The organism is Donghicola tyrosinivorans, assembly GCF_003003355.1.
In the GTDB taxonomy this organism is placed as follows: domain Bacteria; phylum Pseudomonadota; class Alphaproteobacteria; order Rhodobacterales; family Rhodobacteraceae; genus Donghicola; species Donghicola tyrosinivorans.
In genome coordinates this window covers 1-26,810 of sequence record NZ_PVTQ01000022.1, presented here as the reverse complement: position 1 = coordinate 26,810, position 26,810 = coordinate 1, and the positions used below count along the sequence as shown (strand labels likewise).

General features: G+C 56.7%; 23 protein-coding genes, 2 pseudogenes and 1 CRISPR repeat array (1 of these 26 running past the window's edge). Of the genes and pseudogenes, 3 read left to right on the top strand and 22 right to left on the bottom strand.

The features are described from left to right. A CRISPR array of direct repeats spans positions 1 to 57; the repeat unit is 29 nt; unit sequence CGGTTCATCCCCGCGCATGCGGGGAACAG (it extends 3,144 nt beyond the left edge of the window). 114 nt (positions 58 to 171) lie between these two features. The 8 genes from cas2e to cas3 all read right to left on the bottom strand — a co-directional run bounded on the left by cas2e (position 172) and on the right by cas3 (position 8,343). Further along, positions 172 to 450: a type I-E CRISPR-associated endoribonuclease Cas2e gene (cas2e, locus tag CLV74_RS19840; protein ID WP_106268301.1), complete on the bottom strand. Its 279-nt coding sequence runs from the start codon at positions 448 to 450 to the stop codon at positions 172 to 174. Beyond that, positions 447 to 1,385 (bottom strand): type I-E CRISPR-associated endonuclease Cas1e, encoded by a 939-nt coding sequence (gene cas1e, locus CLV74_RS19835; RefSeq protein ID WP_106268298.1) that lies wholly within the window; start codon positions 1,383 to 1,385, stop codon positions 447 to 449. The genes cas2e and cas1e overlap by 4 nt, the downstream gene beginning before the upstream one ends. Further along, positions 1,382 to 2,044 (bottom strand): type I-E CRISPR-associated protein Cas6/Cse3/CasE, encoded by a 663-nt coding sequence (gene cas6e / locus CLV74_RS19830; RefSeq protein ID WP_106268296.1) that lies wholly within the window; start codon positions 2,042 to 2,044, stop codon positions 1,382 to 1,384. The genes cas1e and cas6e overlap by 4 nt, the downstream gene beginning before the upstream one ends. Further along, positions 2,044 to 2,742, bottom strand: a complete 699-nt coding sequence (gene cas5e / locus CLV74_RS19825) for a type I-E CRISPR-associated protein Cas5/CasD (RefSeq protein WP_106268294.1) — start codon at positions 2,740 to 2,742, stop codon at positions 2,044 to 2,046. Before cas5e ends, cas6e begins: the two co-directional genes overlap by 1 nt. After that, entirely contained in the window at positions 2,739 to 3,806 is a 1,068-nt protein-coding gene (cas7e, locus tag CLV74_RS19820; protein WP_106268292.1) for a type I-E CRISPR-associated protein Cas7/Cse4/CasC, read from the bottom strand. Before cas7e ends, cas5e begins: the two co-directional genes overlap by 4 nt. Next, positions 3,803 to 4,279: a type I-E CRISPR-associated protein Cse2/CasB gene (gene casB, locus CLV74_RS19815; RefSeq protein ID WP_106268290.1), complete on the bottom strand. Its 477-nt coding sequence runs from the start codon at positions 4,277 to 4,279 to the stop codon at positions 3,803 to 3,805. The genes cas7e and casB overlap by 4 nt, the downstream gene beginning before the upstream one ends. Continuing rightward, positions 4,276 to 5,763, bottom strand: coding sequence for a type I-E CRISPR-associated protein Cse1/CasA (gene casA / locus CLV74_RS19810; protein ID WP_106268288.1), 1,488 nt, complete (start codon positions 5,761 to 5,763; stop codon positions 4,276 to 4,278). Before casA ends, casB begins: the two co-directional genes overlap by 4 nt. A gap of 114 nt (positions 5,764 to 5,877) precedes the next feature. Beyond that, the gene (gene cas3 / locus CLV74_RS19805; protein WP_245888622.1) at positions 5,878 to 8,343 is read right to left on the bottom strand and encodes a CRISPR-associated helicase Cas3'; all 2,466 of its coding nucleotides are present in this window, start codon (positions 8,341 to 8,343) and stop codon (positions 5,878 to 5,880) included. 427 nt (positions 8,344 to 8,770) lie between these two features. Between cas3 and CLV74_RS19800 the strand changes: the two genes are divergently transcribed. Beyond that, the gene (locus CLV74_RS19800; protein WP_106268284.1) at positions 8,771 to 9,001 is read left to right on the top strand and encodes a hypothetical protein; all 231 of its coding nucleotides are present in this window, start codon (positions 8,771 to 8,773) and stop codon (positions 8,999 to 9,001) included. Between the two features lie 290 nt (positions 9,002 to 9,291). On the opposite strand, the gene CLV74_RS19795 is transcribed toward CLV74_RS19800, so the two are convergent. Both CLV74_RS19795 and CLV74_RS19790 read right to left on the bottom strand, forming a co-directional pair. Further along, positions 9,292 to 10,275, bottom strand: a complete 984-nt coding sequence (locus CLV74_RS19795; protein ID WP_106268282.1) for a DarT ssDNA thymidine ADP-ribosyltransferase family protein — start codon at positions 10,273 to 10,275, stop codon at positions 9,292 to 9,294. After that, positions 10,266 to 11,165, bottom strand: a complete 900-nt coding sequence (locus tag CLV74_RS19790) for a macro domain-containing protein (RefSeq protein WP_146134992.1) — start codon at positions 11,163 to 11,165, stop codon at positions 10,266 to 10,268. The genes CLV74_RS19795 and CLV74_RS19790 overlap by 10 nt, the downstream gene beginning before the upstream one ends. Before the next feature lie 367 nt (positions 11,166 to 11,532). Here CLV74_RS19790 and CLV74_RS19785 point away from each other — a divergent pair. Then, a pseudogene (locus CLV74_RS19785) lies at positions 11,533 to 12,243 on the top strand (IS6 family transposase). Here CLV74_RS19785 and CLV74_RS19780 read toward each other — a convergent pair. The 7 genes from CLV74_RS19780 to CLV74_RS19750 all read right to left on the bottom strand — a co-directional run bounded on the left by CLV74_RS19780 (position 12,203) and on the right by CLV74_RS19750 (position 20,009). Further along, the gene (locus CLV74_RS19780) at positions 12,203 to 12,787 is read right to left on the bottom strand and encodes a TniB family NTP-binding protein (protein WP_281260672.1); all 585 of its coding nucleotides are present in this window, start codon (positions 12,785 to 12,787) and stop codon (positions 12,203 to 12,205) included. The pseudogene CLV74_RS19785 and the gene CLV74_RS19780 sit on opposite strands and share 41 nt — an antisense overlap. A 16-nt stretch (positions 12,788 to 12,803) precedes the next feature. Then, positions 12,804 to 14,150, bottom strand: coding sequence for a hypothetical protein (locus CLV74_RS19775; RefSeq protein ID WP_146134991.1), 1,347 nt, complete (start codon positions 14,148 to 14,150; stop codon positions 12,804 to 12,806). A gap of 594 nt (positions 14,151 to 14,744) precedes the next feature. After that, a complete protein-coding gene (scpB, locus tag CLV74_RS19770; RefSeq protein ID WP_106268274.1) occupies positions 14,745 to 15,347 on the bottom strand; it encodes an SMC-Scp complex subunit ScpB in 603 nt (200 codons plus the stop codon). A 1-nt stretch (position 15,348) separates the two neighbouring features. Further along, on the bottom strand, positions 15,349 to 16,233 hold the full coding sequence (locus tag CLV74_RS19765) for a DUF1403 family protein (RefSeq protein WP_106268324.1): 885 nt from the start codon (positions 16,231 to 16,233) through the stop codon (positions 15,349 to 15,351). Between the two features lie 145 nt (positions 16,234 to 16,378). Then, positions 16,379 to 17,371, bottom strand: coding sequence for a TniQ family protein (locus CLV74_RS19760; RefSeq protein WP_245888623.1), 993 nt, complete (start codon positions 17,369 to 17,371; stop codon positions 16,379 to 16,381). 62 nt (positions 17,372 to 17,433) lie between these two features. Beyond that, positions 17,434 to 18,372 carry a TniB family NTP-binding protein gene (locus CLV74_RS19755; protein WP_106268272.1) on the bottom strand — a complete coding sequence of 313 codons (939 nt, stop codon included), beginning with the start codon at positions 18,370 to 18,372 and terminating at the stop codon, positions 17,434 to 17,436. After that, entirely contained in the window at positions 18,363 to 20,009 is a 1,647-nt protein-coding gene (locus CLV74_RS19750; RefSeq protein ID WP_106268270.1) for a Mu transposase C-terminal domain-containing protein, read from the bottom strand. The genes CLV74_RS19755 and CLV74_RS19750 overlap by 10 nt, the downstream gene beginning before the upstream one ends. Before the next feature lie 149 nt (positions 20,010 to 20,158). Here CLV74_RS19750 and CLV74_RS19745 point away from each other — a divergent pair, with 149 nt between their 5' ends. After that, on the top strand, positions 20,159 to 21,274 hold the full coding sequence (locus CLV74_RS19745; protein ID WP_106268268.1) for a tyrosine-type recombinase/integrase: 1,116 nt from the start codon (positions 20,159 to 20,161) through the stop codon (positions 21,272 to 21,274). 12 nt (positions 21,275 to 21,286) lie between these two features. On the opposite strand, the gene repC is transcribed toward CLV74_RS19745, so the two are convergent. From repC to CLV74_RS19715, 5 genes and pseudogenes are all read right to left on the bottom strand, one after another. After that, a complete protein-coding gene (repC, locus tag CLV74_RS19740; protein WP_106268319.1) occupies positions 21,287 to 22,579 on the bottom strand; it encodes a plasmid replication protein RepC in 1,293 nt (430 codons plus the stop codon). Positions 22,580 to 22,820: 241 nt separating this feature from the next. Then, positions 22,821 to 23,792, bottom strand: a complete 972-nt coding sequence (gene repB / locus CLV74_RS19735) for a plasmid partitioning protein RepB (RefSeq protein WP_106268266.1) — start codon at positions 23,790 to 23,792, stop codon at positions 22,821 to 22,823. After that, entirely contained in the window at positions 23,792 to 24,976 is a 1,185-nt protein-coding gene (repA, locus tag CLV74_RS19730; protein ID WP_106268264.1) for a plasmid partitioning protein RepA, read from the bottom strand. Before repA ends, repB begins: the two co-directional genes overlap by 1 nt. A gap of 199 nt (positions 24,977 to 25,175) precedes the next feature. Next, the gene (locus tag CLV74_RS19725) at positions 25,176 to 25,514 is read right to left on the bottom strand and encodes a DUF736 family protein (RefSeq protein ID WP_106268261.1); all 339 of its coding nucleotides are present in this window, start codon (positions 25,512 to 25,514) and stop codon (positions 25,176 to 25,178) included. 366 nt (positions 25,515 to 25,880) lie between these two features. Beyond that, a pseudogene (locus tag CLV74_RS19715) lies at positions 25,881 to 26,590 on the bottom strand (IS6 family transposase). Positions 26,591 to 26,810 lie beyond the last annotated feature (220 nt).

Here is a 26,810-nt window from a genome sequence, read left to right as displayed (position 1 = left end):
CCATTTCGTCAAATGTCAACCCGCTATCCGGTTCATCCCCGCGCATGCGGGGAACAGACTTCCTGTAGATGACTGATCTACAATAATTTTTCAATTGTCAAAGAACGTACCGAACAATCCGGCAATTAGGAGTACGCAAAAACCCAGAAAATCTGCGGGCCTGAGCTGACCTTATTTGGGAAAGAAGCTCACCAATTTCAGGCCGTCAAAATCCACCGGCATGCGCCGGTTTCGACCAACAGTCAGGAATTCATAGCCTTGATCAGTTGGAGCCTTCCAAATCATGACACCATCTCCATCCTCGATGCCGATCTCGATTTGCTCCCAGATCATTTGCCGCGTTCTGGCGCTGTAGTTCCCGACGAACACACCCGCCCTGACCTCAACGAGCCAAGCGGCCAACCGACCCCGCAGCCTTGGTGGCGCGCTGGAGACAACAACGACCATCATCTGTGCCCGTCATCTCCACTTTGCGCCGGATCATCAAATGCTGGCCCCAAAGCCTCGGGTGCCGCATCAGGTTTTGGCAAATCACCTGCCGACAGAACTTCCTCAATCCGAGGAATGATGTCTGAAAGCAGACCCGTCTTGCGAAACATGTCGCGACACGCCAATCGCACGGCACGGTCTGGTGACATCTCCAACTTGCCCTTCGCAGCTTGCCCGGCAATGCGGAAAGCCTCGGGAACAACGGTGGTCAGTTTATAAAGATCAGCAACGTCGTAGACAAAGGACAGCGGCTTTCCCGTGTGCAAGAAGCCAATCGCAGGTGCATACCCAGCGGCGAGTACAGCGGCCTCGGCCAACCCATGCAAACATGCCGTTGCCGCAGAAAGACATCTGTTGGGAATATCTCCTGCGTCCCAATCACTGACATCGTAATTCCTGCGCTTCCAATTCACCCCATATTGCTGTGCCAATAGCGCATAGGTTTCTCGGACACGGACGCCTTCAATGCCACGTAACTGGTTGATCGACCGGCGCGATGGAGCATCCTCGCCAAACCGCAGGGCATACATTTTCCTGACAACACGAAGCCGTGCCGCATCATCGAGCGCAATCGACGCCTGCCAAAGCAACTTATCTGATCGCGCGCCGCCTGGTTGCCCTGCTGAATAGAGCCTCACACCACCCTCGCCGACCCACGTGACAAGCGTACCCACCCGCGCCGCTAATGAGATCGCGGCGTGAGAAATTCGGGCGCCTGGCTCCAACATTAGACCGGCCAAGCCGCCGACTGGGATCTGGGTTCTTGTACCGTCCGCATTTACAGCAACGAACGCGCCATCAGAAACATCCAGTTGTGCACGTTCGACGAAGACGAGTTGCGCCCGATCCTTTAGCGGGATCGGACGCGGAGGTGCCATTCCCGGCAGATTGCTCATGACGCCCGTCGAAGCAGCATCAAGCCGCAGCCAAAGGCCTTGGCTCGGCCAAACCCCTTGCCAACTGCCGAGACAAATGCGGCTGGATCTGTGATCTGAAGTTCTCCCTCAAGATCTAGGATGCCGAACTGAGGCTGCTTGTCACGAGGACCGCGATATGCCGGCAAGGCATGCACGGAATAGTCGCTGGCGACACAAGCAAGGACGCTGAACCCATGCTGTGCACCCTGCCGCTGCATCCACGCGTAACCTTCACTTGTCGCGACATCCATGCGCCGCTCCGCTCGCTCTGCTGCCGGTAGGGCATAGAGAGCGTCCATAACAACATCGACGCGTTTCTTATCCTTGGAGCGCGTCGCATTCGCCCGAAGTGCAAAACGCAGCCTATCTCCCTGCCCCAGATCCGGGTCAAAGGGCTTACTGTCCACACTGGCAAACAGTTCCGACGGGGCCGGAGGACGTTCAGACAAAATCAGAAAGGACCCTTTGCCCTCTTCCCGCCACAGGAAATCCCGCGCCCGGTCTTCCCGATCCGCAAATAATGTCCATAGCAGACGGTGATGGGCGTCGGTGCGGTTTCCTGCCTCAGACGGCATTAGGAGTTTATCCAACGCCTTGACGGATGGCGCCCGCGACAAAGAGGCTTTGGTTAAGTACATCACTCACCTCCTGCCCTGATTTCGACCGTACGAAATGCCACGCTTCGAGACCCAAAGTGCCACAGATTGCGATCCAAAGGACGATCATGTCTGGTCTCAATATGGGCATCCCCGTCCTCGGCATCAGCAATCAATCTGCGAGCCGTACATTTGCCCCGCCAATACGGGATCTGGACCATGGCCAATGCCTCTTCCGGTGTTTGCGCAACGACGATGCGCGGGCAAACAGGAGCAGACAGAGGGCAAGACTTACGACCAAAATAAAGCGTAAACACCGGAGTAAGGAGAGCCTTCTCAAGCTTTTCTAGATCACTCCCCCAGACCGCCACACCGAACAATGGCCCGGTCCGATAATCGCGCAGAGTGATTGTGGTGTTTGTCTCCCGCCCGGCAGTGCGCAATGCCTCCGGGCGGGAGTTGGGCTTTTTAGCCTTGGCAGACGGGACTGTCTCCACGGTGTGATAGTCCCGAAAATCAGCTTCATGATTTTCCGTATCAGAAGCAAATGCCGTAACAGCCATACCGAGGCGATCTAGCCCAGAAAAATCGCCATCGCGGCGAACTCCCAGTGCCGCCCCAAGAAGCCCTGTCACTGCTGATCGTCCGGGCCAAAGCTGCGTTCCCCGCCGCTCGTGACCGGCCAGATCACCCATCGCACCGATGGTGGCCGAAAGAGTAAAGACCAGATAGTCCGTCATTCTGCCGCTGCCGCCCCGGCAAACGCGGCGATCCCGTCAAGAGTGCCCTCCCCCGCAGGAACATTCATGATCTGCTCAGCCGCGTATGCAGCACCATAGGCACGATCGATTTTCTCGACGGCGTTTTCCAACGCCTTGACTGAGGTTTCTTCCCACGGCTGCGCCTTTACTGGGGCAAAGAACGCTCCGGTCAGATCACGGGGCTGCTGGCTACCCTTCTCCGCGCGGATGTAATAGGCCCGCGGGCGATGTGCGAAGCTATTCTGTTTGCCGGTAGGTGTTGCGGTTGCCGCCGCACGAACTAGTGCTTCGATACCCTTTGCGGCCAGCTCCCGATCTCCTTTGAGGTTCTCAATCAGTAGATCGACGTTGACGCAGATATACTGGTAGTAAATGCCCGACCCGAAACCACTTTCGCCCAAGTGACCTGCGCCGCTATCCTCGGCTTTGTTCAGATCGTCGACTGCGGAATACCAGTCATCTTCGGTGACGGCTTGGTGCGTAGTGATGGCGTGCGCAACCTGAACTGCGGCATCGCGATTGAAATCGGCATCGTCGGCCAACATGCGCCCGAACATTGCAATATCGATGGCCCCGTCCGCCTTGCGAAGAACCAGTTTCTTCAGATCTTTGTCTTTGGGCAGATCCTCGCCGTTCAGAACTTTCGACGCAAGATCCTCGGCCAATGCCCACTCTTCAGGGGAGATGAAAGCCAAGGTTGTGCCACGTTTTACCTCAGGGACCTTTTTATCCGGCGTTTCGATTTTTCCGAAAATCTTGGCGACTTCTTCCGCCGCTTGAACGGCCGCTTTCAACTCTGCCCCGTTCTCGACAAGCTTGTCCCGGAGGTTTTCAAACAGACGTTTGGTCCGTGTGCCTTGATGGTCCTTCAGGTCTAATGCGAAAAATGCACTCTCCCGAATAGCGCGCTTGATTGACTGAGACGACAGACGCAGACGCGGTGCACCGCCCACATTCGCCTGCTTGGGGCGCCCCTGATCATCACGGTTGGGGTTCGAGGGACCGTATTTGGTCAGCAGGTGCAGTTGTACAAAGGTTGTCATTCTATGGTCTCCTCGGAAATCGAGCGGGGTGCCTCGGCACCGAAATAATCAAAGCACCAACGGGTGCGGGTTTTCTCGCCCCAGAACAGCAAGTCCTGTCCAAGAGCAGCAACGTTGCAGCGATAGCCAACCAAGGGCAGCGCTCTGCGCAGGCCTGTGGCGATCTCGTCGTTGGAGGCGCGCATCAGCTTCTGAAACCGCAGATGCGACAGCGCGGGGTCATTGCCCCCGAGCGCCTTTGCCAAGGCCACACTGTCGTCGTTACGGACCTCGGCCAAAACCTGAACGAGGCGCACCAGCCGTTCGGCATCGCGGATCTCTAGCTCTTGGGCCAGCGCATGCACTTCGGGTTCACACAGAACCGAAACCCCATCGCCACGGCGTAGCTTTGCAGCCAATGCCCGCCCTCTGGCTGTTTCCCGATCCAGAGACCGTCTCCACCAGGCGCGGATTTTCTGTCCATGATCACTCATGCGGCTTTTCCTTGTTTCTTGGAACTGGCAGGCGGTGCCATACCCAAAGCGGTGAAAACATCTGCCCCCATTTTCCCATAGCCAGCGAGCGTCAGCCCCAGCTGTTTTCGCGCCCCGACGATGGCTTGAATGTCCTGAGCATTACGCTGATCCATTCCAGGCAAGGCATGCTGGTCGAATTGGCCTAATGCCTGCGCGCGCAAGACCTTCATCCATTCAGGCCCGACCTCCGCATCCGCGCCATCGGTCATTTTCTGAACCAGTTCCAGAAATGCAGGCTCGGTTTCGCGGAAGAACACTTCTCGTTCTGCCTCCCGAGCCTCGCCTTCCGACAATAAGGTCGCCAAAGAACTTCTAAGCGCCACCGCGACCTTATCCGCAGCCTCCACCATGCCAGAGAGGATAAGCGCCCCATTTTCTGACAACTTCAAGAAAGGGTGCACCGAGTGAATGAAATCCCGGGGCTTCATATTGTCCATGGACCAACCAGCAACAATCACGTCTGCCTTTTTGCCCTGACTGAATCCGCGCTCTTCCCAGTCAGCGACACATGCAGCCAACATCGCGAGTTCCGAGTCTTTCGATTGCGCTACAATTCCTAAAAACTGCCGATAACCAAAAGACCCAGCGCGGGGGTGGACCGGCAAAGCTTGCTCACCAGCTTTCACCCGATAATATGGACTTAGGGGATGCATCCAGATCCCATAGTTGTTGCCATTCTTCTTCTGAACGACACCGGTGATCATGCCAGCTTCACACACCAACCGCAGACGACGCGGCATCCCGAAGAAGGCCTCTACATCGAACTTGGCACCCTGCGGCGGCTCTACCGTTTTGCTTGGGTGATCAGAAACACGAGTGGGCTTCATCCAAGGCAGATCATTTAGCTTGCCAAGCTCTCCGCAGGGCACGTTCGCCCAAACCAGCGACCACAATCCGTCTTTAGGATCAATAAGTGTCACCATAGGGCCGCCACCGCGCATCGAGGTTCGGTTCCCCGCCCCTCCGGCAGGAGCATGCGCTTGGAAAGTGAATAGAGCCATCGCAGCGAGCGAAAGGTCCAATCCATGATACCGATCCCTGTGGACCATCAGATCGGCATTGTTCTTCGCCGTATTTCCGCCGGAACTATCAATAAACAGCATATCGGGCGATTTCGCGTCGCTGCCCAGATCTTCAAAATCCTGGAGGAACAGAGGTCCATCCCCAATCAGATTAAACGCAGGGGCAAAACTCTGAAGCTGACCGCGCAGACGCTCCGGATCAGGCTCTTGCCGATCTTCCCAATCATCAATGTCTTCCGGCGGATCGGCCAGAAACATCAAACCAATCAGAAATTCAAGACAAGCGATATTTAGATCAGCCCGAGGCCAATCGGGGCGCAAAATATTTCTGTCAGCCATTTGCCACGGCGCAATAATGCGACGGGTTCCGTCGAAATCGACGATAGGAATCCATTCATCTTCAATGAGGTTTAAAGGCACGTCGAAATATTCTCAAATTTTATTTATGATCGTGAGAACAACCCAATTTTAATTTGCCCGCAAGGACTTTACGCAAACCTGCGGAAAACCGTACCCACCCCAAACTAAGACTTGTTAATAGAACATCAATCCAGAAGAAGCTTCATATCCCAGCCCATCAGCGACCTTACCTTCGGAAAGTGGACATAAAATATGGCTGCTTTGCTTCCATTGAGGCCAATCACTGAGTCCCGCTGCTTCCAAAGTTTCAGGATTATTTGTAAGTTCAATTTTCTCAACACGAGAGCGCGAAACGCTCACCTCTGACATGGCCCAACCATCTGGGCCATCAAATAGCGGCACCAGTCTATTGCCCTGAGCCTTACACAATACCAGCGTCACCTGCTCGGGACCTAATCGAGTCGGGTAAGACGCATCGTCATTCGCTTGCCCGCCAGATCGATAGCCTGCTTTCAAGTCCACAACATTTTGCCAAGCCAAGGAGGCATGACTAGCGCTTTTACCAAGCCGCTCTAGCTCAAATTTTTCTAACACCGCAGGAACCGCAATCGCTTCGTCCTCGCTCGCTTCGATCAGCGCCCGAATACCTGATGGAGCAACGATCTGCCCAACTTGGAACAAATGCCGTGCCGTGCGCCACATGATGTCAGCGGAATAGACCCAAGCCCCTCGATCAAGCACATCATGCAACCAACGGTCTGATCGCACCTCATCAGGATCAGGGGAAACCACATAGAGAACCGGTTCAGCAACAGGTCGCCCTGCGGCAGGCCGCAAGTCCATGTGACGCCACAGGCGCCCCACTCTCTGAACAAGCCCCGCCATCGGCGCGAGATCCGATACCATCACATCGAAATCGAGATCCAACGAGGATTCCAGTACCTGCGTGCCAACCAACACCCCGCCGGCACGGCCTTCTCCGGTCTTGCCAAATCGTTTGCGAATGTCTGCCTCGATCCGCTTGCGATCCCCAAGAGCGTAACGCGCGTGAAGCAGGTCTGCACTTACCCCCCGAGCACGCAACGCCTCCACAGCGGCGATAGCATCATCAACAGCGTTTCGCACCCAGACACAGGCCGCACCGTCCTGTGCAGACTTTGCGATCAAATCGAGTGCAGCCTCCGCTGTTGCCAAACGTTCCACACGCACTGGCCCTTTGGAGCTCGTATCCTGCGGAAAGGCACGACACTCAGCGCCCGCAGCTATTGTCAGCGCAGGATAGGCCGGATTGCCGTCGTCCACTCCATTGTACGTAGCCAGCAATTTGCGACGCAGGTGTAATGGCAACGTTGCGGTCAACAGAATGGCAGAACCGCCTGCCGCCCGATGGGCTGTCAACAATTGCACAAGCGTCTCAGCAACATATGCCTCACCCATCTCGTGGACCTCATCCACAATCAGGATTTTCGAAGACAAACCATAGTGACGCAATGTCTGGAATTTAACGGGAAGAACAGACAGCAGCGCCTGATCAATTGTTCCAACCCCCACAGTCGCCAGGAGCGCCCTGCGCCGACTGTCGTTGAGCCACTCTGTACACCCGACATCTTCCGGCGCATTTGGAGCCCCAAGCACAATATCACGATAGTCAGCCGACAACGATGCGCGGCCATGAGCCAAAGTTATCGTGGGCTCTGAGCTGAAAATGCGACCGATTGAATTCGACACCCTAGTGAACATCGCATCCGCAGTCGCCATGGTCGGCAATGCAAAAAAGAGCCCCGCCCCCTTCTGAGCTTCGAGCATGCGCTGCGCGAGCATAAGGGCTGCCTCTGTTTTGCCTGCCCCAGTTTCATCCTCAATCAATGCGAGAACGGGCCCCTCCTGCAGAGCAACCGACTGACAAGCGGCCTGCATCGGTCGCAACTCCGGCCAATCAAAGACCGAAACACCCGAGAGTGCGGGTACCATTAAGCCCGCCTCCTTCACCGCGCGTTGAGCCTTTTCGCGTGCAATCTGCATATAGTCAGAAACTGAGGGCCCTGCAGTCATAGGTTCGAACCAATGGGTATTCGACCCGATCCAATCCGCAGTCGTAACAAGACCAGAAAGCCACCAGGAAAGGCGCTTGAGATCGCGATCTTTCAGATGAACGAGAGACGCATCTGGCCAAAGTTCGGCAAAGGCCTCTATCACCAAACGCGCATCATCTTTTGCCTGCGGACCCATTAAGGTCCCTGCACGCGCACGCTGGTCACTTGTTAATTTCGACGGACGCCCATGATGCCCCGCCGAGGCCCCAAAGAGGGGAAGCAACCGACCGGGGCGATAAGGTTTCAAAATCTCATTCAAAGAACCTTCGTTCGCATCCAAATGGATCTCAGTTAACTCCCAGTGCCGGTATGCCTGTCTTTGCCCATCTCTCAGCATATCCCGAAAACTGTCAGATAATTTTCCCAAATCATGAACGGCCGTTAGAAAGACCAGCGCTTGCTTTTCGGCAGGAAGCAAGTCCACATCGCTCAATAAGCGCTCCGCAACTGCCGCGACATCGAGCATGTGATAAATTGCGGGATGCTCCGGCCCCACATCATTGGCACTTTTCCCAGGCCAGCGCGCGATAATCTCTGTGTTTAACACATTGCTCTCTTTGAAATGAAATATGGAGGCACTCTAGCGACAAAGAAACAAAAGGCTCAAGCTTGCTTGCACCCCATTCGCACACGTGGAAACACTCTACGCGGTAAAACTGCCGAATTAACTGCGCCTGAGCGATAACTTAAACTCTCTTTTCTCCTTCACACAGAGAATTCGCATCGTCATTCCACAAACTCGAAGCGCCAGATCTGTCTCAAAAGTCTTCATGGCAGCAAATGTCCGCAGCCAAATGAAAAATGATAACGCCAGACACCAAACTTCAGTGAGATGAATTTTCCCGTCAACTCACTCAGGCGCGGTATTTCATCAAGCAAATTGGCAAGATCTTGGCAGAAGTAACAGCGACGAGATTGACACTCACGCTATGGTGAAACAAAGTGAAACTCCTTTGTCAAAACAAAGGATTTCAATGTATATTATTGCGACCTTTGTCGGCATCGGAGCCTTTATCGGGTTCATATCTCTCGTAGGCTCCCCTTCTGAAGTTGAGACGATCATCGGCCTAATCATTGGTGCAATTGCATTTCTAGGCACGCTAATCGCTGTCTGGAGATTTCGATTGAATTCCCACGAAAACGCTCAGAGTGAAAAGATTGCGGCATTGGAGCGCGAGATCGAAGCGCTCAAAGCCCAGAAGTAACACTACGCCACGCACATTGCGTGTGAACTAAAGCGTTCAAACACACGACAGGATCGTTGCCTTTAAGAACTACCTTTCACAGCATCGGTGCTTTCGGCCCAGAGTCGACCTCCATGCTAGACGCAGCAGATGATCGTCCCTGCCCAATATGGACGTTCATCTCAAAAAGACACCTCACCCTTCCTGTGTCGAGCCGAAGGCGAGATGGATCTCCTTAGGGCAGAGGGCCAAGCGTTCCAATTTTTACGCTTCACGTAAAAATCGCAACCCGCAGTTCGGGAGGATGGTACCTAGAATAAGCTATCATCCAAGCGCATCGTTGCTTCGTAAGCTTCGTGGTTCTCGAGTTGAACTTTCACCAAGTATGTGCCCGGCTCCAATTTAGATTTATATATCCATCGCCCTTGCGAATTATTGAAAGTCGCATGCGCATTATTTCTAAAGTCTACGCATATCGTATTTTGAGAATCGATGATCTGGATGGCTACAGCGACTACCCCTAAATCATGCCGATGATTGAGACGAAAAATGACACCTTCCGTAGATAGAGCTATATCCGCGACGAAAGTAAAGCGCTTATCAAAAACCTTAAGTTCTTCAGACACTGAGCAAAAATCACGCCACTGGCTAGCTTCTGGTCCGAGTTTGTAAAGAAATGTGTCTCGTTCGGGTTCGGATCGAAACCAAATTCCCGACAGTACATCTTGCAAGGGAAGCGGTGAGATAGGTAGAACCTCAGCACATCGGTGCTCGATAATTGAATAGTCACCGCCTATGCCGCCTTCGTGAAAAACTGACGCGAACGGTATGCTTTCAAAAAAAGCTTCATCGTTTCCAGATTGCGCATTATGCCTCTGCATATTCCGGTCTGAAAAGGCAACATCATGTTGGGTAAGAACACGTTTGGCGTCTAGTACGAACATTACCAAGATCGGCGCATGAACATTGGGCCCATATTGGCAATCAGCATCTTTCCTGATGCCTTCGATGTGGAATTGCGTCGGGTTGCGCGGCCGAAAGTAGAGCCGCACACGCTCATGCGCGTCCTGACGATTGTCAATCACGCCGCCAGCAGCCACGTCCCGCAATTGTTGGCGTTGAGGGTCGTTTCTAGACCTCAAGTGCCCATCGGCAATGATGGCCAATGCGGTTTCGAGAGGTGCGTGATGAAAAAGCCTCGCTGGCCAATGCTTGCGATAAGAGTAGTAGCTAGAACCGAGTTTCTCACTCCAATGAGTAATGTGCCGATCCACAAATCCTTCATTCAATGCCATGGGAGTTCAGCCTGGGCACTTGAACTTTTTGTCTCGTAGGAAGCTTCCGCTTCTGGTCGCAGCTCAACTGCCACTTCCGGTTCTGGCCGGCCGTGCCGATGGATTTGTACCGCTCGTACATTAGGCAAGAACTGCATCATCACCAATATGGGTTCAGCCGCATCCCTTGCAGTCCATCCGGCTTTCTCCTTGGTCACAAGGCCATTCAAGAGGCTAAGCCATATACCTCTTAGATCATCCTCTTCAAATACCCAGTCATGGCTTCTCGATTGTATTTCAAGCACGCCATCGTTGAATTTTAGTTCAAACTCTTTAGTTTCGTCGATGCGTAACGTTGGAGCCACTTCCGTTATTTTTTCCAATGCAGTCATGAAGTTTGGAAACGACAAGTTCTCTATCGAAGTTCGGACTTGACTTGCCAAGTGCTCGAGATGTTCAGGAAGCCCAACATCCACTGTGAAATCGTGAATAAATACCGGTATCGGCAATTCCGAAAGGTAGTACTCCATAAGTGGCTTCACATTTGACCACTCCAAGTTGCCATTTCCACAACCAAGTTTTGGAAAGGAGATATCAGTCACCCCTTGGTCTTTATAAGTCGATACAAATTTTTGCAGCCCGGATTCGATCCAATCTATCCGCGACGGACTGCGCCAGTGATTTTTTGTGGGAAAATTTAGTATCCACTGCTCAGAACCGCGCCAGAGCCAAAGCTTTCCTGGCTCCAGCAATTTTCGATCACATATATCTTTGTATGCTGTGAACATGCTCGGTTCACGTTGCTTGAAAGCTTTCGCTATGCCTTTTCCCATGACCCCGACGCAGTTTACGGTATTAACCAAAGTCTGCGTATTGGCTTCGAAAAGGCTGGTTCTCTTGTACGTCAGCATTTCGTCCACCCCTAATCTTTAGCTCACGAAGGACATATTTACGTCTCCTATGCAATGGAACATAGTGTGAACCGAAATGAAAATCACGTTTTTTGTAGACTTCCGCCTTCGCTCGGCGTGGCTGTGCGCCCGGATGGCTCCTTGCTGCTTCTGCTCGGTCTCCAAGCTGAACAGGATATCAGGAGGTAGCTAACACGACACACGGTCCACGAAGTGCTCCGATAACCCGCTTGTAAGCTAAAAGATTCCGTCTGCAGACTCAGCATGCCACATGACCGCTTCGTTGCAAACAACCGCGTTTATGTAGGGTGCGGCGAAGGGGCTGTGTCAGGTTGCAGACAGCCCGATCGCCGGATGGCGAAGGGCCATGCTGAATCTATCCGACCTGTCCTGTATCAAGGGCTTACGATTTCCGCGCTCCGTGATCGGCTACGCCGTCTGGGCCTATCATCGGTTTGCTCTCAGCCTCCGGGACGTCGAAGATCTGCTTGCCTCACGTGGGATCCGGGTTTCCTACGAGATCGTGCGGGACTAGGTCGCGCGCTTTGGCGGGCAGATCGCTGCTCGGATCCGTCGCGAGCGCCCCGCTCCGGCGGACAAATGGCATCTCAACGAAATCGTCATCTAGTTCAAGGGCAAGAAGCACTGGCTCCGGAGGGCGGTCGACGCCAATGGCGATGTGCTGGATATCCTGGTTCAGTCGCGTCGGCACACGAGCGCAGCCAAACGCTTCTTTCGAAAGCTGTTCAGGTGCTGGGGCCAGCCGCGCGGGCTGGTCACGGACAAGCTCGGCTCCTACGCGGCGGCCAAAGCCGAGATCGCTCCCGGGATCGAACATCGCCAGCACAAGGGGTTGAACAATCGAGCGAAGCTTCGCATCGGCACACCCGTTGACGAGAGAAGATCATGGGACGCTTCAAGTCCCCGGGGTCAGGTGCAGCGAATCCTCTCAGCCCACAACCAGATCGCCACTTTGTTCCGCCCGAAACGCCATCGCCTCTCCGCCCGGTCATACCGCCATGCGAGGTCCGACGCGTTCAGCCTTTGGGCCGACTACGCCGCAGATCTGGTCGCCTGAAAACCGTGTTGGCAGATCGTAGCACCCAAGGCCAGGCAAACTGACAAAGCCGTTCGAGCGCCATCGCGGCAATCAGTGTCTGGATTAGCCGGGAGAACTCCACATCATCCTCCCAAAGCGGAAGATAGTGTTCGTCCAGACGTCGGGCCAAATGGTCATCTCCTCGAACCGCATCTAGGGCTTCGTTCACACCAAAGACGACGAGTGAGACACAGAGATCGTTGGCGAGGAACCGGAGCATGATCAGAAAGCGGCGTTGCTCCCGATAGCTGCCAGCAAGCAGATTGTGCACCTCGTCGATCATCAACATCCTAAGGTCCATGTCCCGAAGATGACTGAGCGCGCGCACCTCGAGTTCGGATACGGCATGACGGCCCCACATCAGCGCCCCGATCGTTGCCAAGATGTGCTGATAGAACCGGCTTTCATCCGGAGCGGGCGGAGCCTGAACCGGCAGTATGGGTGTCTTCGTGGCACCCAGTTCAGCATTGTACTGTGCCGGATATTTGCTCGCCATGCGCTTGGCGATCATTGTCTTGCCTATACCGGAAGCGCGCCATCTATCTCAACTCCGCCCTCACAAGCCCGGCAAATCCGCCCTCCTTGAAATTACCAGTTCTAGCCAGACTTGGAAAATCTGGCAGCCGTTCCAGTTCAACCGAGGGCAGGAATACTGTCGCGGAACAGGCTGCCAACTTCGCGCATCTCGCCTCAAAGTACATTTTGGATAGTGCGCGTGCCACGGCATAGGCACCTGCCAAGTCGATTTTGGAAACACGGGTTCGGTTAATCGGCATCAAACTACCCTTTTGAACAGTAGGTCCGACTTCGAAATAGATCAGTTGGCCAACCACCCCGAGACGGATAACGTTGCACCTGTTCCCTCGTGAAATCGAGACCATCGGTACGAGATCACGCAGCCAAACCTTGTTCTGATCGCACCACTCCAGGGCTCGTTTCAGCATCAGTACACCGCCAATCTGCTCCTTCCAGATTGGGCAAAGGTGCTGAAACCCCGCGAACCGAACACATGGATCGTCTCTCGCATCGTTCGGAACTAGGTCACCTTCGTCTGTCACCCAAGGAGACCACAAAGCCTCTTCGAGCCGAGGGGCATCCTCCATGCCGATGTGGAGGCCTTCCACAGAGACCTTCGTCATAGGGGCCATCTCCCGATAGCGCGCTTTCATGAGGCTAACCGGCGGAAGCTCTCGTGTGGTCTGCTCGAAGAGAGATGGCGCGTTGGGCCTGAAGGTGGTCTCAGCAACGTCGCGCGCTGCGTCCATGTCGATATCGTGATCAACCAGCCAGCGGAACGGAATCCCAAGCTCCATAGGATCATCACGCATCAGCGATAGGTACGGCAAACCTTTCTTGAGCACGGCCCGGATCTCGCGAGTGTCCTGCAGCTCAGCCCCCATGACCAGTCCCATCACCGTCTGGCGATCATGGTCGCTTTGGCGTGTCCGTAACCCAGCTTCTATGCGCTCACGTTCTTCCACTGGCAATTGGCGTCGGTGAAAGTTGATGGAAACATCGACATCACCGTAGTCGTCCCGCTCCTCCAAGGCGCTGCCAAATAACTTCAAGGTGATACGTTGCAGACGATCAGGGTCCGAATTGATGATCTTCGCACGCCTAATCAGCTCTAAGACAGTAGCATTGACCTTTTCAGGATCGATACGTTTTCGCTTCTTTTCCAAGGCCAGCCGATTGCCATTTGGCGTAAGTGTCCAGGATAGGAGCTGTCCTCGGACATCCGATGGTTCGATGTAGCCAGCCACGGCCAACGCCCGTAGAATCTCATCAGCATGAAGCGCGTCGCAGTCGAACGTGCGAATGACTTCTTCCAGACCAATTCCACCACCAGGCGTCGCGGACCGAAGAACCGAGCGAGCGTCGTCCAAAGAGACACCTTCGATCGGATCATGCTTTGGATTTTCCGCGGCCTCAACTCTCAAAACAAACTACCTTCCAGACCCAAAAGATATACCCGAACCATTGTAGGTTAAAAGGACCGTCACGTCATTGCCCACCCAACAAATCCGCAATGAAATCCTCCTGCTGTTCGAGCGCTGCGTCCCATTCCTTCGGCACGGCTGCTTCCCGCTTGAGCGCCTCGAGCTTAAACTGTCCGCGCGCGGCCTCGACCGTTCCCTAATCAATCAGACTCTGCGGATTTATCGCGTTTAAGGACAATTTTACACCCTTAATTACAGTATTTCCAAATACTGCTTCGCTGGCGGTCACTCAACATTACACGCCTCGAATAAAGGCAAACTTCATAGAAGAGCGACAAATGTGGAGCGTCTTGCCCACAGGTTCGACCTGTCTGGCAACTAAGGGTGCAATACTACAATTAAAGGCACAATGCGAAAACTTAGCACAGCTTTGTTGTCTTGGCCGAGCCTTCACTTGGTCACAAGCACGTGGCAGTGCTTGCCCACGGCATAGTACATTTTCAGGATCTCAAGGTTTCGGCAGCCCTCACTATTCGCCCGCTATCCCAATGCCCCGCCATCAAAACCAGCATCCATCAGCTGCTCCCGATCGGGCAAATCTTGCAATGTCTCCAAATCGAACACCGCGAGGAACTTCTCCGTGGTTACATAGGTGTATGGCGCACCGCGACGCGGGGACCGTGGCCCCGTCCCGATCAGGTTCTGCGCGTGCAGCCGGCCAATCAGGTCCCGGCTGATTTCCTTGCCGAAGATATCTTTGAGCCCGTCACGGGTGATTGGTTGATGGTAGGCGATCGCCCCGAGAACCGCGACTTCGAATTCACTCAGATCCAAAACCTGCACGCCAACATCCGCTGCAGCGCGAATGGCAGGCGCATAGACCGGCCGCGTCCGAAACATCCAACCGCCGGCGACCTGCGCAACTTCAAACGCCCGCCCCTCCAGATCGGCCCTGAGGTCCTCGACCAGCAGGTCGACTGAAGCCCCCTGCCCCACAATCCGGGCAAGATCCTCGCGCGGCACTGGCGAAGCAGAGGCAAAGAGCACCGCCTCAATTCGGCGCATCCATTCCCGCCAGCGCAAATCGGGCGGCAGTTCAGAAAGCTCGCGATCCAACGGCTCCTCAGGTTTGCTCTTCGTCATGTTACACCCCGTAGAGTCGGAAGGTCTCACGGCCGGTGAGTTCCCGAATAGCACCAAGATCGACCAACCGGTCACACAGCCGCCGCGCGGCGCGATCCGGCATCGGCAAATTGGCCGGTGCCACCGCATCGCGGGTCAGAAACATCTCAACCGCCTCCCCCGCTGCTTTAGCCCTGAGTTTCGGGGCAACGGATTTTAGGTGCGTGGCCCGTCGCATGACCTCCCCAGCCAGCCAGACGGCCTCTATGGTCGACGCCACCACCGCGCGATGACAGGCCAGGCGCAGGTCCTCACCTTGCTTCCTCAGATCGGCGCGTTTCAGGCCGGAAGCAAGCAGGGGCACGAGATGACCCCAGCCAAGGGCCTGCGACAGGGCCGCATCGGCGAGGATCAGCGCTGGCACCTCAGCCCGCGGCGCGTCTGTTAGTACGGCCTCCAGCACCATCGCAGCCCGTGTCACCGGTGCGCCCTGTCCCGCATCCAGCCACGGGGCGATCTGGTCTGGGTCTGTTGCTGTCAAAGCCCGTTTCAAGGCTTTGACCGATACGGGCCGCTCCACCGCGCGGCGCCAGGCAAGGTAGGTTTCACCCGCGGGTCCTGGCAAATCTCCTGGCCGTATAAGATGGATCGCATCGCGCAAATCTCCTGCCCGCTCCGGACGTCCGGAAAAGACCACACAGGCCTCCGCCGCGCGCAAAGCCAGACGATCCCCCAAGAGAGCTTGGGGCACGTCAGCGCGTCCCAGCGCACGCTGTAAGTGACTCAACGCGGCGCCGGAAAGAAATGCCGCATCTTCAAGGGTTTCCGCACGCGCAGAGATCACCCAGGTCGGCAGTCTGGGGAGCAAATCTGGGTCACTGAGAAGATCAGAGCGAGGGTAAGGCATAGATAAACCGTAACTCATGGCGGCGCTTTATACTAGAAATATAGACGATAAGCGCCCCTTCTTGCAAAGATCGTTTATGTCCAATAAGTTTGCATTATCGGACATAATGGGGTCTGATGCCGGAGGGGGCAGTGTCGTTTTAGTTTCATGGGTGGATTCGGCCGAAATCGCCTCTCTCGTCGAGGAAATTTCCATTTGACCGGTGGACGGGCCTCTTGCTCAATCTGTGGACTCGTTCCGCTCCAGCGTCAATCGTGCGCTTTCCTTTGCCTTTCCTTAGATCCTGCCCATCCGTGAGCCACGGCAATGGGGCGGCACGCCGGAACAGGACGAGGGCAGCCTCCGGCAGGACCGCACCGGGCACCAGATCTGCTCCAAAGAGATCATGCAGTATCACCAGCGTCAGAGCCCGCCAGCGCACTGATAGGTGCTGAAGAGGTGCGGACCGACCGACGGCCGCACGGGCCTCGTAGGGACAATTCCAACCCGGTTCGTCGTACCAGAGCGCGAGGACGGGCCGGGCCGCCCCGTCGCGGTCGAGCGGCGCCCACAGAGTGCGAATTGCATACTCGAGTCGATCGAGATGGCCGGTGTCCCCTCTGACGATTTCGCTGATCTGGCGTTGGAGATCGAGGACACCTGCGGCAAAATCCAACTTCAAAGGGTCCTCTGCCTCCCCTCCCCCACCAGTCAGAACGGCGTCGCACTTGCGGCAGAAGGGACGCAGCAGGCCATTCAACATGCGAAGGGAAAGCCTCAGGTGACCGCGACAAGTGGGGCAGCGATCCAGGAGCATGGTTCGGTGTACCGGGCAAACCACCTGCTCCGTCAATCGCCAATGCCCTCGCAGATAGGCATCGCGACCGGCAGCAACATCCGCATCGAAGCAGGCAAGGCAGACCGGCACAGTCTCGGTCAGACACCAATCCCGCGGCTGAGCAGGATATCGGGACGCCAGCGACCTGCGACGAAGCCGTTCCGGATCGATCCTGCAGGCCTTCGTCCAAAGCATGAGCAGCCCCATATCCGGCGCCACATCGTCAACCTGCCGCGCGCCTGCGTCCCTACCCCCCTGCCCCGCCAGGTACACCATCAGCTCAAGGGGCTCCGCCCCGTAGCGCGCGGCAACCCGCGCCATCCAGGACGAGAGCAGTTCGTCCCGGAACGGACGCGGCGCGACGGGCAGTCGGGCCGAAACCATCATGCCCCGACCCGTTGTTGCACGGGCTTGCCCCGCCGCCGAGCAGTCTGGGTCATCGAAACCAGCGGCAGCACCAGATTGTCGCCGAAACTTTCCGCGTCGAGGCGCTCCTTGCCCGACCGGACCGCATCTTCCGCCGCCGTCTCGATCAGGCGGAAGATGCGCGCCGTCACGCCGGAGGTCAGCTTGTGAATCCGCTCTCGGGCCTCTCCGCTGATCAGATCGGAGGGCTCGCGCAAGGGCAGGATGCGTTCGAAGCTTTTCAGGAGCCCCGCGAAGGCGACATCGTTCTGCCAGGGCTTGAGATGGAGCGCCTCGAAGCGCTCGGCCAGTTGTGCATCGGTCAGCAGTGCCTGCCGTGCCAGATCCGTGCCGGCACACACCAGTGGAATTCGAAGGTCATTGGCCAAAAACCGGATCGCATTGAGAAAAATCCGCTGTTGCCGGAAGGTGCCGGCCAGCATGCCGTTCACCTCGTCAAGAATGATCATCTTCGCCCCCACGGTTCGCAGCAGCGACCGGCAGATATCCTTCTCACGGGCGAGCGTGCCGCCTGTCATCGCCGGTGCGCCCATGCTGGCCAGAAGTTCGCGGTAAAGATCGCGCTCGATGGGTTCGGATGGCACCTGCGCGACAACTACCGGGCGGTGGTCAACGCCGGTGATCTGGCTGAACTTCGGCGGGTGGTCACGTTCAAACTTGCGGACAATCTTGGTTTTACCCATGCCGGTGTCACCGTAGATCAGCAGGCATGGCATCCGGTCACGCGGTGGATAGGTCAGCAGGTTCTCCAGACGTGCCAGAGCGGCCCCTGACTGATCGAAACCGATCCAGCGGTCAGCGCGGATCCAGGCGATGCGCTCATCATCAGGCAGCGCCGCGAACCGGCGGTAGGCCTGATCGACATGTGCAAATGCGCTGTCCACAGTCACGACCATTCCTCAACTTCGAACCCCGGGTGGTCCCGGAGCACATTCTCGCTTTCCTTAGGCTCGGGGTCGGCATCCTCAGTCTCGTAGGCTCCTACCCCATCAAGCGCTCGGTCCCGTCGCTCGGAAAACCGCCTGGCTTCCCGTGTCCTTAAGCTGGCCGCATCAACAAGGGCGCGCTGTTCCTCGATCACCGCGAATATGAGGTCTTCGTCCTCGAGCGCGCGCCCACGCTCGCGCAAGATCGCCTGCGCACGACGATGCTCCGCAAGGGTGATCGACGGATGGCGAAGGTCCGCAAACCGCACAGCATAGCGCTGACCCTGAGGGCTCCGGACAAAGACCGTGGAGAGGTCGCGAGGATCGTAGGAAACGCGCAATTGCCGGTCCTGCCTACCAGCCCAGAGGCTCAGGACATCGTCCCAATACCGCAGGCCGAAGAGATGGATGCCATCGCGGCGTACCATGCGTTCCGTGCTCGGCAGGAAGTCGATCCGGAACCCCTCGGGATCGTAAGGCCGGCGCAATGGTGCCTCGCGCCGCCTATAGGCCTCGTTCCAGGCCGCGACTGGCGGAATGCCGAGCGAGCGGTGCCGTTCGGCATGATAACGGGTGATTTCCAGCGCCAACCAGTGCTCCAGCTCGTCGAGCGTCATCGCCGACTTGCCCACGGAATCATAGTCGCCGCGGTCCTTGATGCTGCTGAAGGTCGATCCCGGCAGCAGGTGGACCGCCCCCATCATCGTGCCGATCAGCCGCTCGATGTGACCGCCGTAATGTGGCGCCCCTATCGGCCGATACTGCAACGAAATCCCGTGCTCCTCGGCGCCCCGCTTCATCGCTTTTGAGCGGAACTCCTTGGCATTGTCGACGTGAATGGTCTCCGGCAATCCCTCGGCGGGCCAGTCTGCGTCGATCCCCAAGCTCTCCAGCCAGTCGAATTTGGGCTGCACCAAGTGCTGAATGGCCAGTGCAACCGACAAGGCTGATGGCGGCTCCAGCGTCAGATAGAACCCTGCCACCATGCGGCTGGCGACGTCGATAGCAAGGGTCAGCCAGGGCCGTTGCAAAGGCTTCCGATGAACCCGGTCCACGACGATGACATCCACCAACGTGTGGTCGATCTGAACCACCTCATAGGCCCGTTCGACATGATAGCTGCCTGACACCGGGTGATGGCGCTGGCGAGAGGCTTTAGCGCCCTCACGCGCCGCCATGAGTTCCGCCGGATCTATCGCCGCCACACGGTCCCGCAGCGTGGTCCAGCACGGGGGACGCAAACCCCTCTGACTGCACCGCCTGCGCACCTCCTTTTGCAGGGCGTTGATGCTCGGCTTCTGGAGGGACTTGTAGAACTCCTCGATCGCCCCCGAAATCACCGCTTCAATCTCGTCAGGCAGCCGACGGCGACCCGTCGGTGTCCCAACCTGAGCCGCCAGCAACGAACTGGCGACCGGGCGCGCCTTGTACGCTGAGATCAATTCGTACAGGCGAGAGCGCTTGAGACCAAGATCGCGGCAGGCCTTTAGGAATTCGGCACGATTAGGTGGCGCCTTGCTTGCAAGGCGGCGGATCACAGCTTCCCGCGCAACCGCCTGTTCCCACGCAGCATCGTCGACGACGTTGATATCTGCTCGATCCACCATGGCCAAACCCGGAAAATAGGTGTCTTATGTCCGATAATGAAACTATAATCCGGGAATGAAACAAGAACATGAACGTAATGATATCAATACGTTAGTGTCCACTCATGGAACAAGAACGACATTTATTTCATCGCAGGATTTAGTGGAAAATGCCCTCAGAGACCGAGAAATCAACGTCAGCGCCCTCTGATGAGCTGGTTGATGCTCGCGCGGGCGAGAAAGATCAAGAGAAAAGCGATGACATCGCCCTGCCCTCTCATGTCGCGGGGTCCGGCACACTCGATCGCTTGATCGACACTGCACGCGACTATGCGCGTGCAGCTGCCTCTGACAACACGTTGAAGGCCTATACCAAGGATTGGGCGCATTTTGCACGATGGTGCCGGATAAAGGGTGCTGAGCCTCTGCCACCTTCACCCGAGATGATCGGACTCTATCTCGCGGACCTGGCGTCCGGGTCGGGCCCCTCCCCTTCGCAGTCGGCGTCCCGACCCCTCTCCGTCTCAACCATCGATCGCCGCCTCTCTGGCCTCGCTTGGAACTACACCCAGCGGGGGTTCACACTGGATCGCAAAGACCGCCACATTGCCTCCATCCTTTCGGGGATCAAGCGAAAGCATGCACGACCGCCGGTTCAGAAGGAAGCGATCCTGGCGGAAGACATCCTCGCGATGGTGGCCACTTTGCCCTATGATCTGCGCGGGTTGCGGGATCGGGCAATCCTGCTGCTCGGCTACGCCGGGGGTCTGCGCCGGTCCGAGATTGTGAGCTTGGACGTGCACAAGGACGATACGCCAGATTCGGGCGGCTGGATCGAGATTTTCGACAAAGGCGCCCTCCTGACGCTCAATGCAAAGACCGGTTGGCGTGAAGTCGAGATCGGCCGCGGCTCCAAGGATCAGACCTGCCCCGTGCATGCGCTGGAGCAGTGGCTGCACTTCGCGAAGATCGACTTCGGTCCGGTCTTCGTCGGCACTTCGCGCGATGGCAAAAGGGCATCCGAAACGCGGCTCAACAACAAGCATGTCGCCCGGCTGATCAAGCGCACCGTCCTGGACGCCGGCATTAGATCCGACCTGCCCGAGAAAGAACGACTGGCTCTGTTCTCTGGACACTCGCTGCGTGCCGGCCTCGCCAGTTCGGCGGAAGTCGACGAACGCTACGTCCAGAAACATCTCGGACATGCCTCGGCCGAAATGACCCGCCGTTACCAGCGCCGGCGCGACCGGTTCCGGGTAAACCTGACCAAAGCCGCCGGTCTCTGACCCCCTGCCCGATCACGCCGCCTGCCCACTGAGCCTGCCATAGAAACTGCGCTCGAGATGCAGCTCCCCTGCCCCGGCCTTCTCGACCATGCCGCGCAGATAGCCGCCCGGCGAGGACACTTCGCCTGCGCAATGTTTCTCGAAGACAAGGGCCAGCGCTGCTGTCGCCACCTGTTTGCCCAAACGCTCCTGCGCCACGTTCCAGGCATGCTCGGACACCCCGATCATCGGCCTGAGCTGCCCTGCAACCCGGTGCAGATCGCCCCAATCCTTCAGGAACCCGCCCATATTGCGCGCCCAGGATGCGAATTCGGGACAAGCCTGCATGACGGTGGGCAGATCCAGCGCAGCGCGCTTCTTGCGCACCTCGGCAACCCACTCTTCAAGCTCCCTATCAACCTGATCTTCGGGTTGAGCATTGGGCACCACGGCCGCGACTTCCTCACTTTCTGAGGAATTACGAGTTACAGGATTAAGTTGGTTTGTAATTAGTATATGAGGTTCAGAAATGACCTCCCTGGGGTTCATTTCTTGAGTCTTCTTAGTAACTTGCTCCTTGGTTTCCGGCGTGTTTTCCACGGATTGAAAGACCTCGATTGCCTTGAGGTAGGCCTTCTCAACGCGCTCCTGAAGCTCCTTGAACCAAGTTAGCAGCCGCACAAGCTGGTCTGAGGCTTCGTGGCGGCGAGGAAGTCGGTCCAGAAGCTCCTCGAAAAGGCCTGTGAATTGCGTCCATGGCCCGCGCAGCGCGTTGCTGACGGCCGCCTCGATCCGCGCGCGGATCATACGGCGTGCCACCGTGATCTGACGCTTCAGGCGTTGGCAGAGCTCGCGCTCGGCCTGCAAATCGGTATGAAGCTCCTCGAACTCATCGACACGGGCTGAAAGCGGCGACAGATCGAAGCCATAGGCCTCGACGATGCGTCCCTCGGCGTCCCGACGGCCCCACCGCTTGCCGTTCGGGCTGTCCTGAAAGGAAATCACCCCGGCCTCGGCCAGACGCCGGGCGTGTCGCTTGAGCGCGGAAAGCGAGAACCCCGTCTGTTCCATCAGATAGGCGTTCGAGGCCCAGACGATCGGGCGCTGCCCCTCCTCCCAGTCCTGAGCCTGGGTAAAGGCCCCGAGCGTGTCGAGAAGCATCATGTCTCCGGCCTTGAGGCCAATGTAGGCCCCCACCCGCTTCACCGCCACGAAGGCTCGTGATTTAGGTACATCTACCCGTTCACCGGCTTGGGCAAGCTGCTCTGCAATGCCAAGACCCGGTGTCGGCTTGCGCCAGCCTGAGGGCTGCCACACGATGGGCATATCTCTCTCGTGCTGAGGCATACCTGCTTCAGTCACTCCAGACGGAGCATCACTGAATTTTTCCATGTTTTATCAGCAGACAAAGAAATCCCGTTCGCTCGGAAGCGTTTTCTCTTGTGTGGCGATTCGGTGGCTGCTAGATTCTAGGTGTCTAATCTAAGAATTGCGCTCTGCGCAGCAGCCCTCGAAGCTTCGGTTTCGGGGGCTTTCTTTGTTTACCTTTCCTCCTTTCTGCTCGTCCTCACTTGTCATCCTCCGAGTTTACATCTGTAAATTCGGCGTAGGATCTCTTGATGATGTCCGCGAGATTGCTCTCAAGCCAGTTTGCGAACTCAGCACTTGTGCCGGACTTCTTCACCGAAAGAGATACGCTCCCTCGGCCTGCTTTGATGACGACACCGTCTATCGGCGTAATCTCACGAGGACCGCTGGACGCTTTCGTTCCGCGCTTGCTTGCATGCTTGATCAGCGCTTCCAACCGCTCATCAGACGTCGATGAGGCGCTGATCTTGGTCAGCAGGTCGAGTGCGACTTTCTCGGTGAGCTTCCGTTCGAGGAATAGCTCGGCAAGGTCTGTCCACCTCGGCCTGCCGGATTTGGGTGCTGCACCTATCAGGTCGCCCACTCGGGGCGGGACATTCTGCGTTACCTTCGTAAGGTGCGAATGCCCTGAGGCTGAAAGATTCAAAACCTGGCGCACTGTCGTACTTTCGTGACCCGCAGCTTGGATCGCTTCTGCAAAGCGCGCCTTCTCATAGAACGAAAGGTTGCGGCGTGCCGCATTTTCCAGCCCTTTGGCCAACAAGGCCGTTGCATCATCGACATCCTGAACGTTTGCACGCACCTTGATGCCGAGCTCCCGGCACGCCTTCAGACGGCGGCGGCCATAGATCGCTTCGAAGCGCCCGTCTTCAGCCTTGGAGCGCCGAACGAGGATTGGGACCTGCTGACCGCCATCGCGGATGCTATTCTTGAGCGCCTCGAAACCCTCATCGTCATCCTCGGCGTTTACAGCTGTAAATTCATCCAATCGATCCTTCGGCCCCCAATCATCGATCAGACCGGGATCAATCTCACGAATAGACGCCAGTGACCCCTGAAGAGCTCCAAATGCTGGTGCACTTGTCTTGGGAGTCTTCTCAGTCGAAGTGCTGCTGGAACGCGCGATGGTGTTCGCGATCCCCGACATATCTCGAAGTGACTTCCTTGCCATTACTTACGTCCCCATGACTGGTGGATCATGACTTCCACTTCGTGGCCAACGGCATCCATTGAACCTTTTGCGCGATCGTACGTCGCGCGTGTCATCTCAGAGCGCACGACTTCATAGATGGATTGTTTGAGCATGGTCGCATCACTGATTGCTGTGCTCTTGAGAGCGGTCGCCGACATGACGCGATCCTGGAACAGCGCACGCATAAACGAGGTCAGCTGTTGTGACGGCACATCCGTTGGCTCGTCCCGCGTGATCAGGAACTTGAAGTGATCATACTGTAGAGTCGCGCCGGCGTCCTCGATCACCCCCATGTAGGCACCGGCAAGTTCGAGGAACTGTGCGGTCGAGGAAACATCCAACATCGAAGGCGTCAACGGGACGATCAGCGAACTTGCCGCGGCCATTCCAGCAATGGTCAAAAAGCCCAGCTGAGGTGGGCTGTCCATCAGGACGAGATCGAAATCACCTTCGACCTGGGACAATGCGTTTCGGATGCGCGTAAAGAACGGCTGATCGGGGTTCGAATGGACGGCAGATTCAGTTTCGAATTCTGACAACATGAGGCGCGACGGAGCAATCGAAAGCCCGGGGAAGTAGGTGGGAACGACGACATCGGCCATGCTTACTGGACCGTCGTAACGGATCGCGTCATAGACAGTCAGCCCATCAAACTCGATTTCAGGGCTGATGCCGCACATGGATGTGAGAGACCCCTGGGGATCCAGATCAACGACCAACACACGGTAGCCGCGAAGCGCAAAATAATGCGCAAGATGAATACTCGTAGTGCTCTTGCTCGACCCGCCTTTGAAGTTCATCAACTGCCAAACTTGCAGTTTCTCGTCACCAGACCGTCGAGGCAGATAGCGCCCTTTCTTCCGTGACGACCTCTCTAGAATCTCGCGCGCATCCCATACCTCTTGCGCCGTGTAAAAGCGCCGCCCTCCACGAACATCTTCGGGCTCTGGGATGGTTCCTTCTGAGTGCAGCTTTCGCATAAACTGACCGGAGACCCCGAGGAGTTCTGCGGCCTCAGGTGCGGAAAAAGACCGTAGCGTTTTTGTGCTATCTGGGGCAAAAGCTGAAAGAAGATGCTCCCGGATGGCAGCATTCAACCGCTCGGAAATATCTGTCGCGAGCGCTGAAGGCTTCTCGTTTGCCAGTGGTGTCACAGGAATCATCTAGTTGCCCCAAAATCGAAAATATGGCCCTTTTCGCGCCACTTGGGGGTAAAAGCCGTGATTCACAGCGCTAAGTCAAGATTTTTCCTCTATATAGTGCCTATTGAGGCGGGAAGAGACTATATGCGCGGACGGCGCTTGCTTCAGAATTTACAGCTGTAAACGGGCTGGCAGGGGAAAACCTCTGCCAGCCTCTGCCTTAGGCGGCGTCTCTCGGACCCCAAGGGATGACGGCCTGCAAGGACAGATCGTCCTGCTTGGCGGCCTTGCCCAGGTTGCCGTTGAAGCCGTGGTCGCGGATGGTCAGCGTGTAGTAATAGGCGCCGTTCGCCTTGTTCTGCTTCTTCCAGATGACGCCGCACTCGACCAGCTTGCCGCGCGGGGAGCGACCGAGGACGCGGTGCGTGGGGGCCATCGGGTTCGCGCTCGCGACAGGATCAACCGTGATGTCGAGGTCGAAGGTCAGGGTCGAGATGGAGCCGCCGCCCTTGGCGGTTTCGATGTCGGCGCTGGTGAATTTGATGCAGTTCGTGGTCATTGCTCTTCTCCTTGTTTGCGTTGCAATGATGGTCAGCTTGCAGCGGGCCAAGGCTCGGCCACACCAAAGGCGGAGCGTAGCGGAGAGGGGCAGGCGCCGGTGTTTTTGCCTCGCGAGGAATGGCCCGAAGGGCCAGGGGAAAAAGATCGGCGACAACCTTTGTGGACGGGACGACAGCAGCGACCAGCAGGTCATGCAACTCAGAAAAAGGGAGAAGCACGGTGGCCGCGAAGGATGATCAGACAACAGCCAACGCCAAGAATGCCGAAGGCGCCTCGCCAGACACGGCTGATCTTTCGACACAGACTACGACGGCATTGTCAGGTTGTTATTGATGGCACTCAAGAACGGGGCTGCGCGTAAATTTCAAGCGATCAACTCGCGTGCATACTCAGCCCAAATTTCGAAGGCATCGGCTCTGGCGTGGCGGTAGGAACGGGCTGAAAGTCGGTGCCGTTTAGGGCGAAACAGGGCGGCGGTTTGATCGTGGACCGACAAGAACCGTTGTGCCTGACCGGGCGACCTGAACCGGCCCATGATTTTCTCCCGCCGCCGCGTGTGTCTGTGTGAAGCCTCGACACGATTGTTCAGCCCTTTGTGTTGGTGATGTTTGATGCCAGGAGCCAGGTCCGCCTTCGCCGCGCGTATGACCGCAGCTTGTCGGTGATGATCACGCGCGGTTGACCCCAAACCTTGAACAGTTTTCTGAAGAAGCGCAGCGCCGCCGCCTTGTTTCGGCGGGTTTGGACCAAAATGTCCAGAACGTCACCATTGGCATCAACAGCTCGCCAAAGCCAATGCTTGCGGTCCTTGATCGGCACCACGACCTCGTCGAGATGCCATTTGTCGGCCGGGCGAGGTCTATCCCGGCGCACCTTCGCGGCAAACTGGGTGCCAAAACGCGCCACCCAATCACGCACAGTTTCATAGGAAACAGTGATCCCGCGAGAGGCCAACAGATCCTCAACATCACGCAAACTGAGTGCAAAGCGATGGTACGCCCAAACCGCGTAGCCAATGACCGAGCGCGGGAAACGGAAACCTTTCAGGCGCGAAAGATCAGACAGATTCAACATGGCATCGCGCTACAACGACAAGTCGCTGGCAACAACCTGACAATGCCGCTGCAGGTCACGAGGGCCTCTCAGTCCACCTCAGTTTGCGCCGCTGCTGACATTGTCTGACTTTGAAGGAACCGACCGGCATTGCCAACTTGCTGAAGCACCTGAGGGCGTCTAGCGTTTTGGCATGATGATACCAGCTGAGATGCCGCGCCTGAAAGGCTATCGTTTCCCA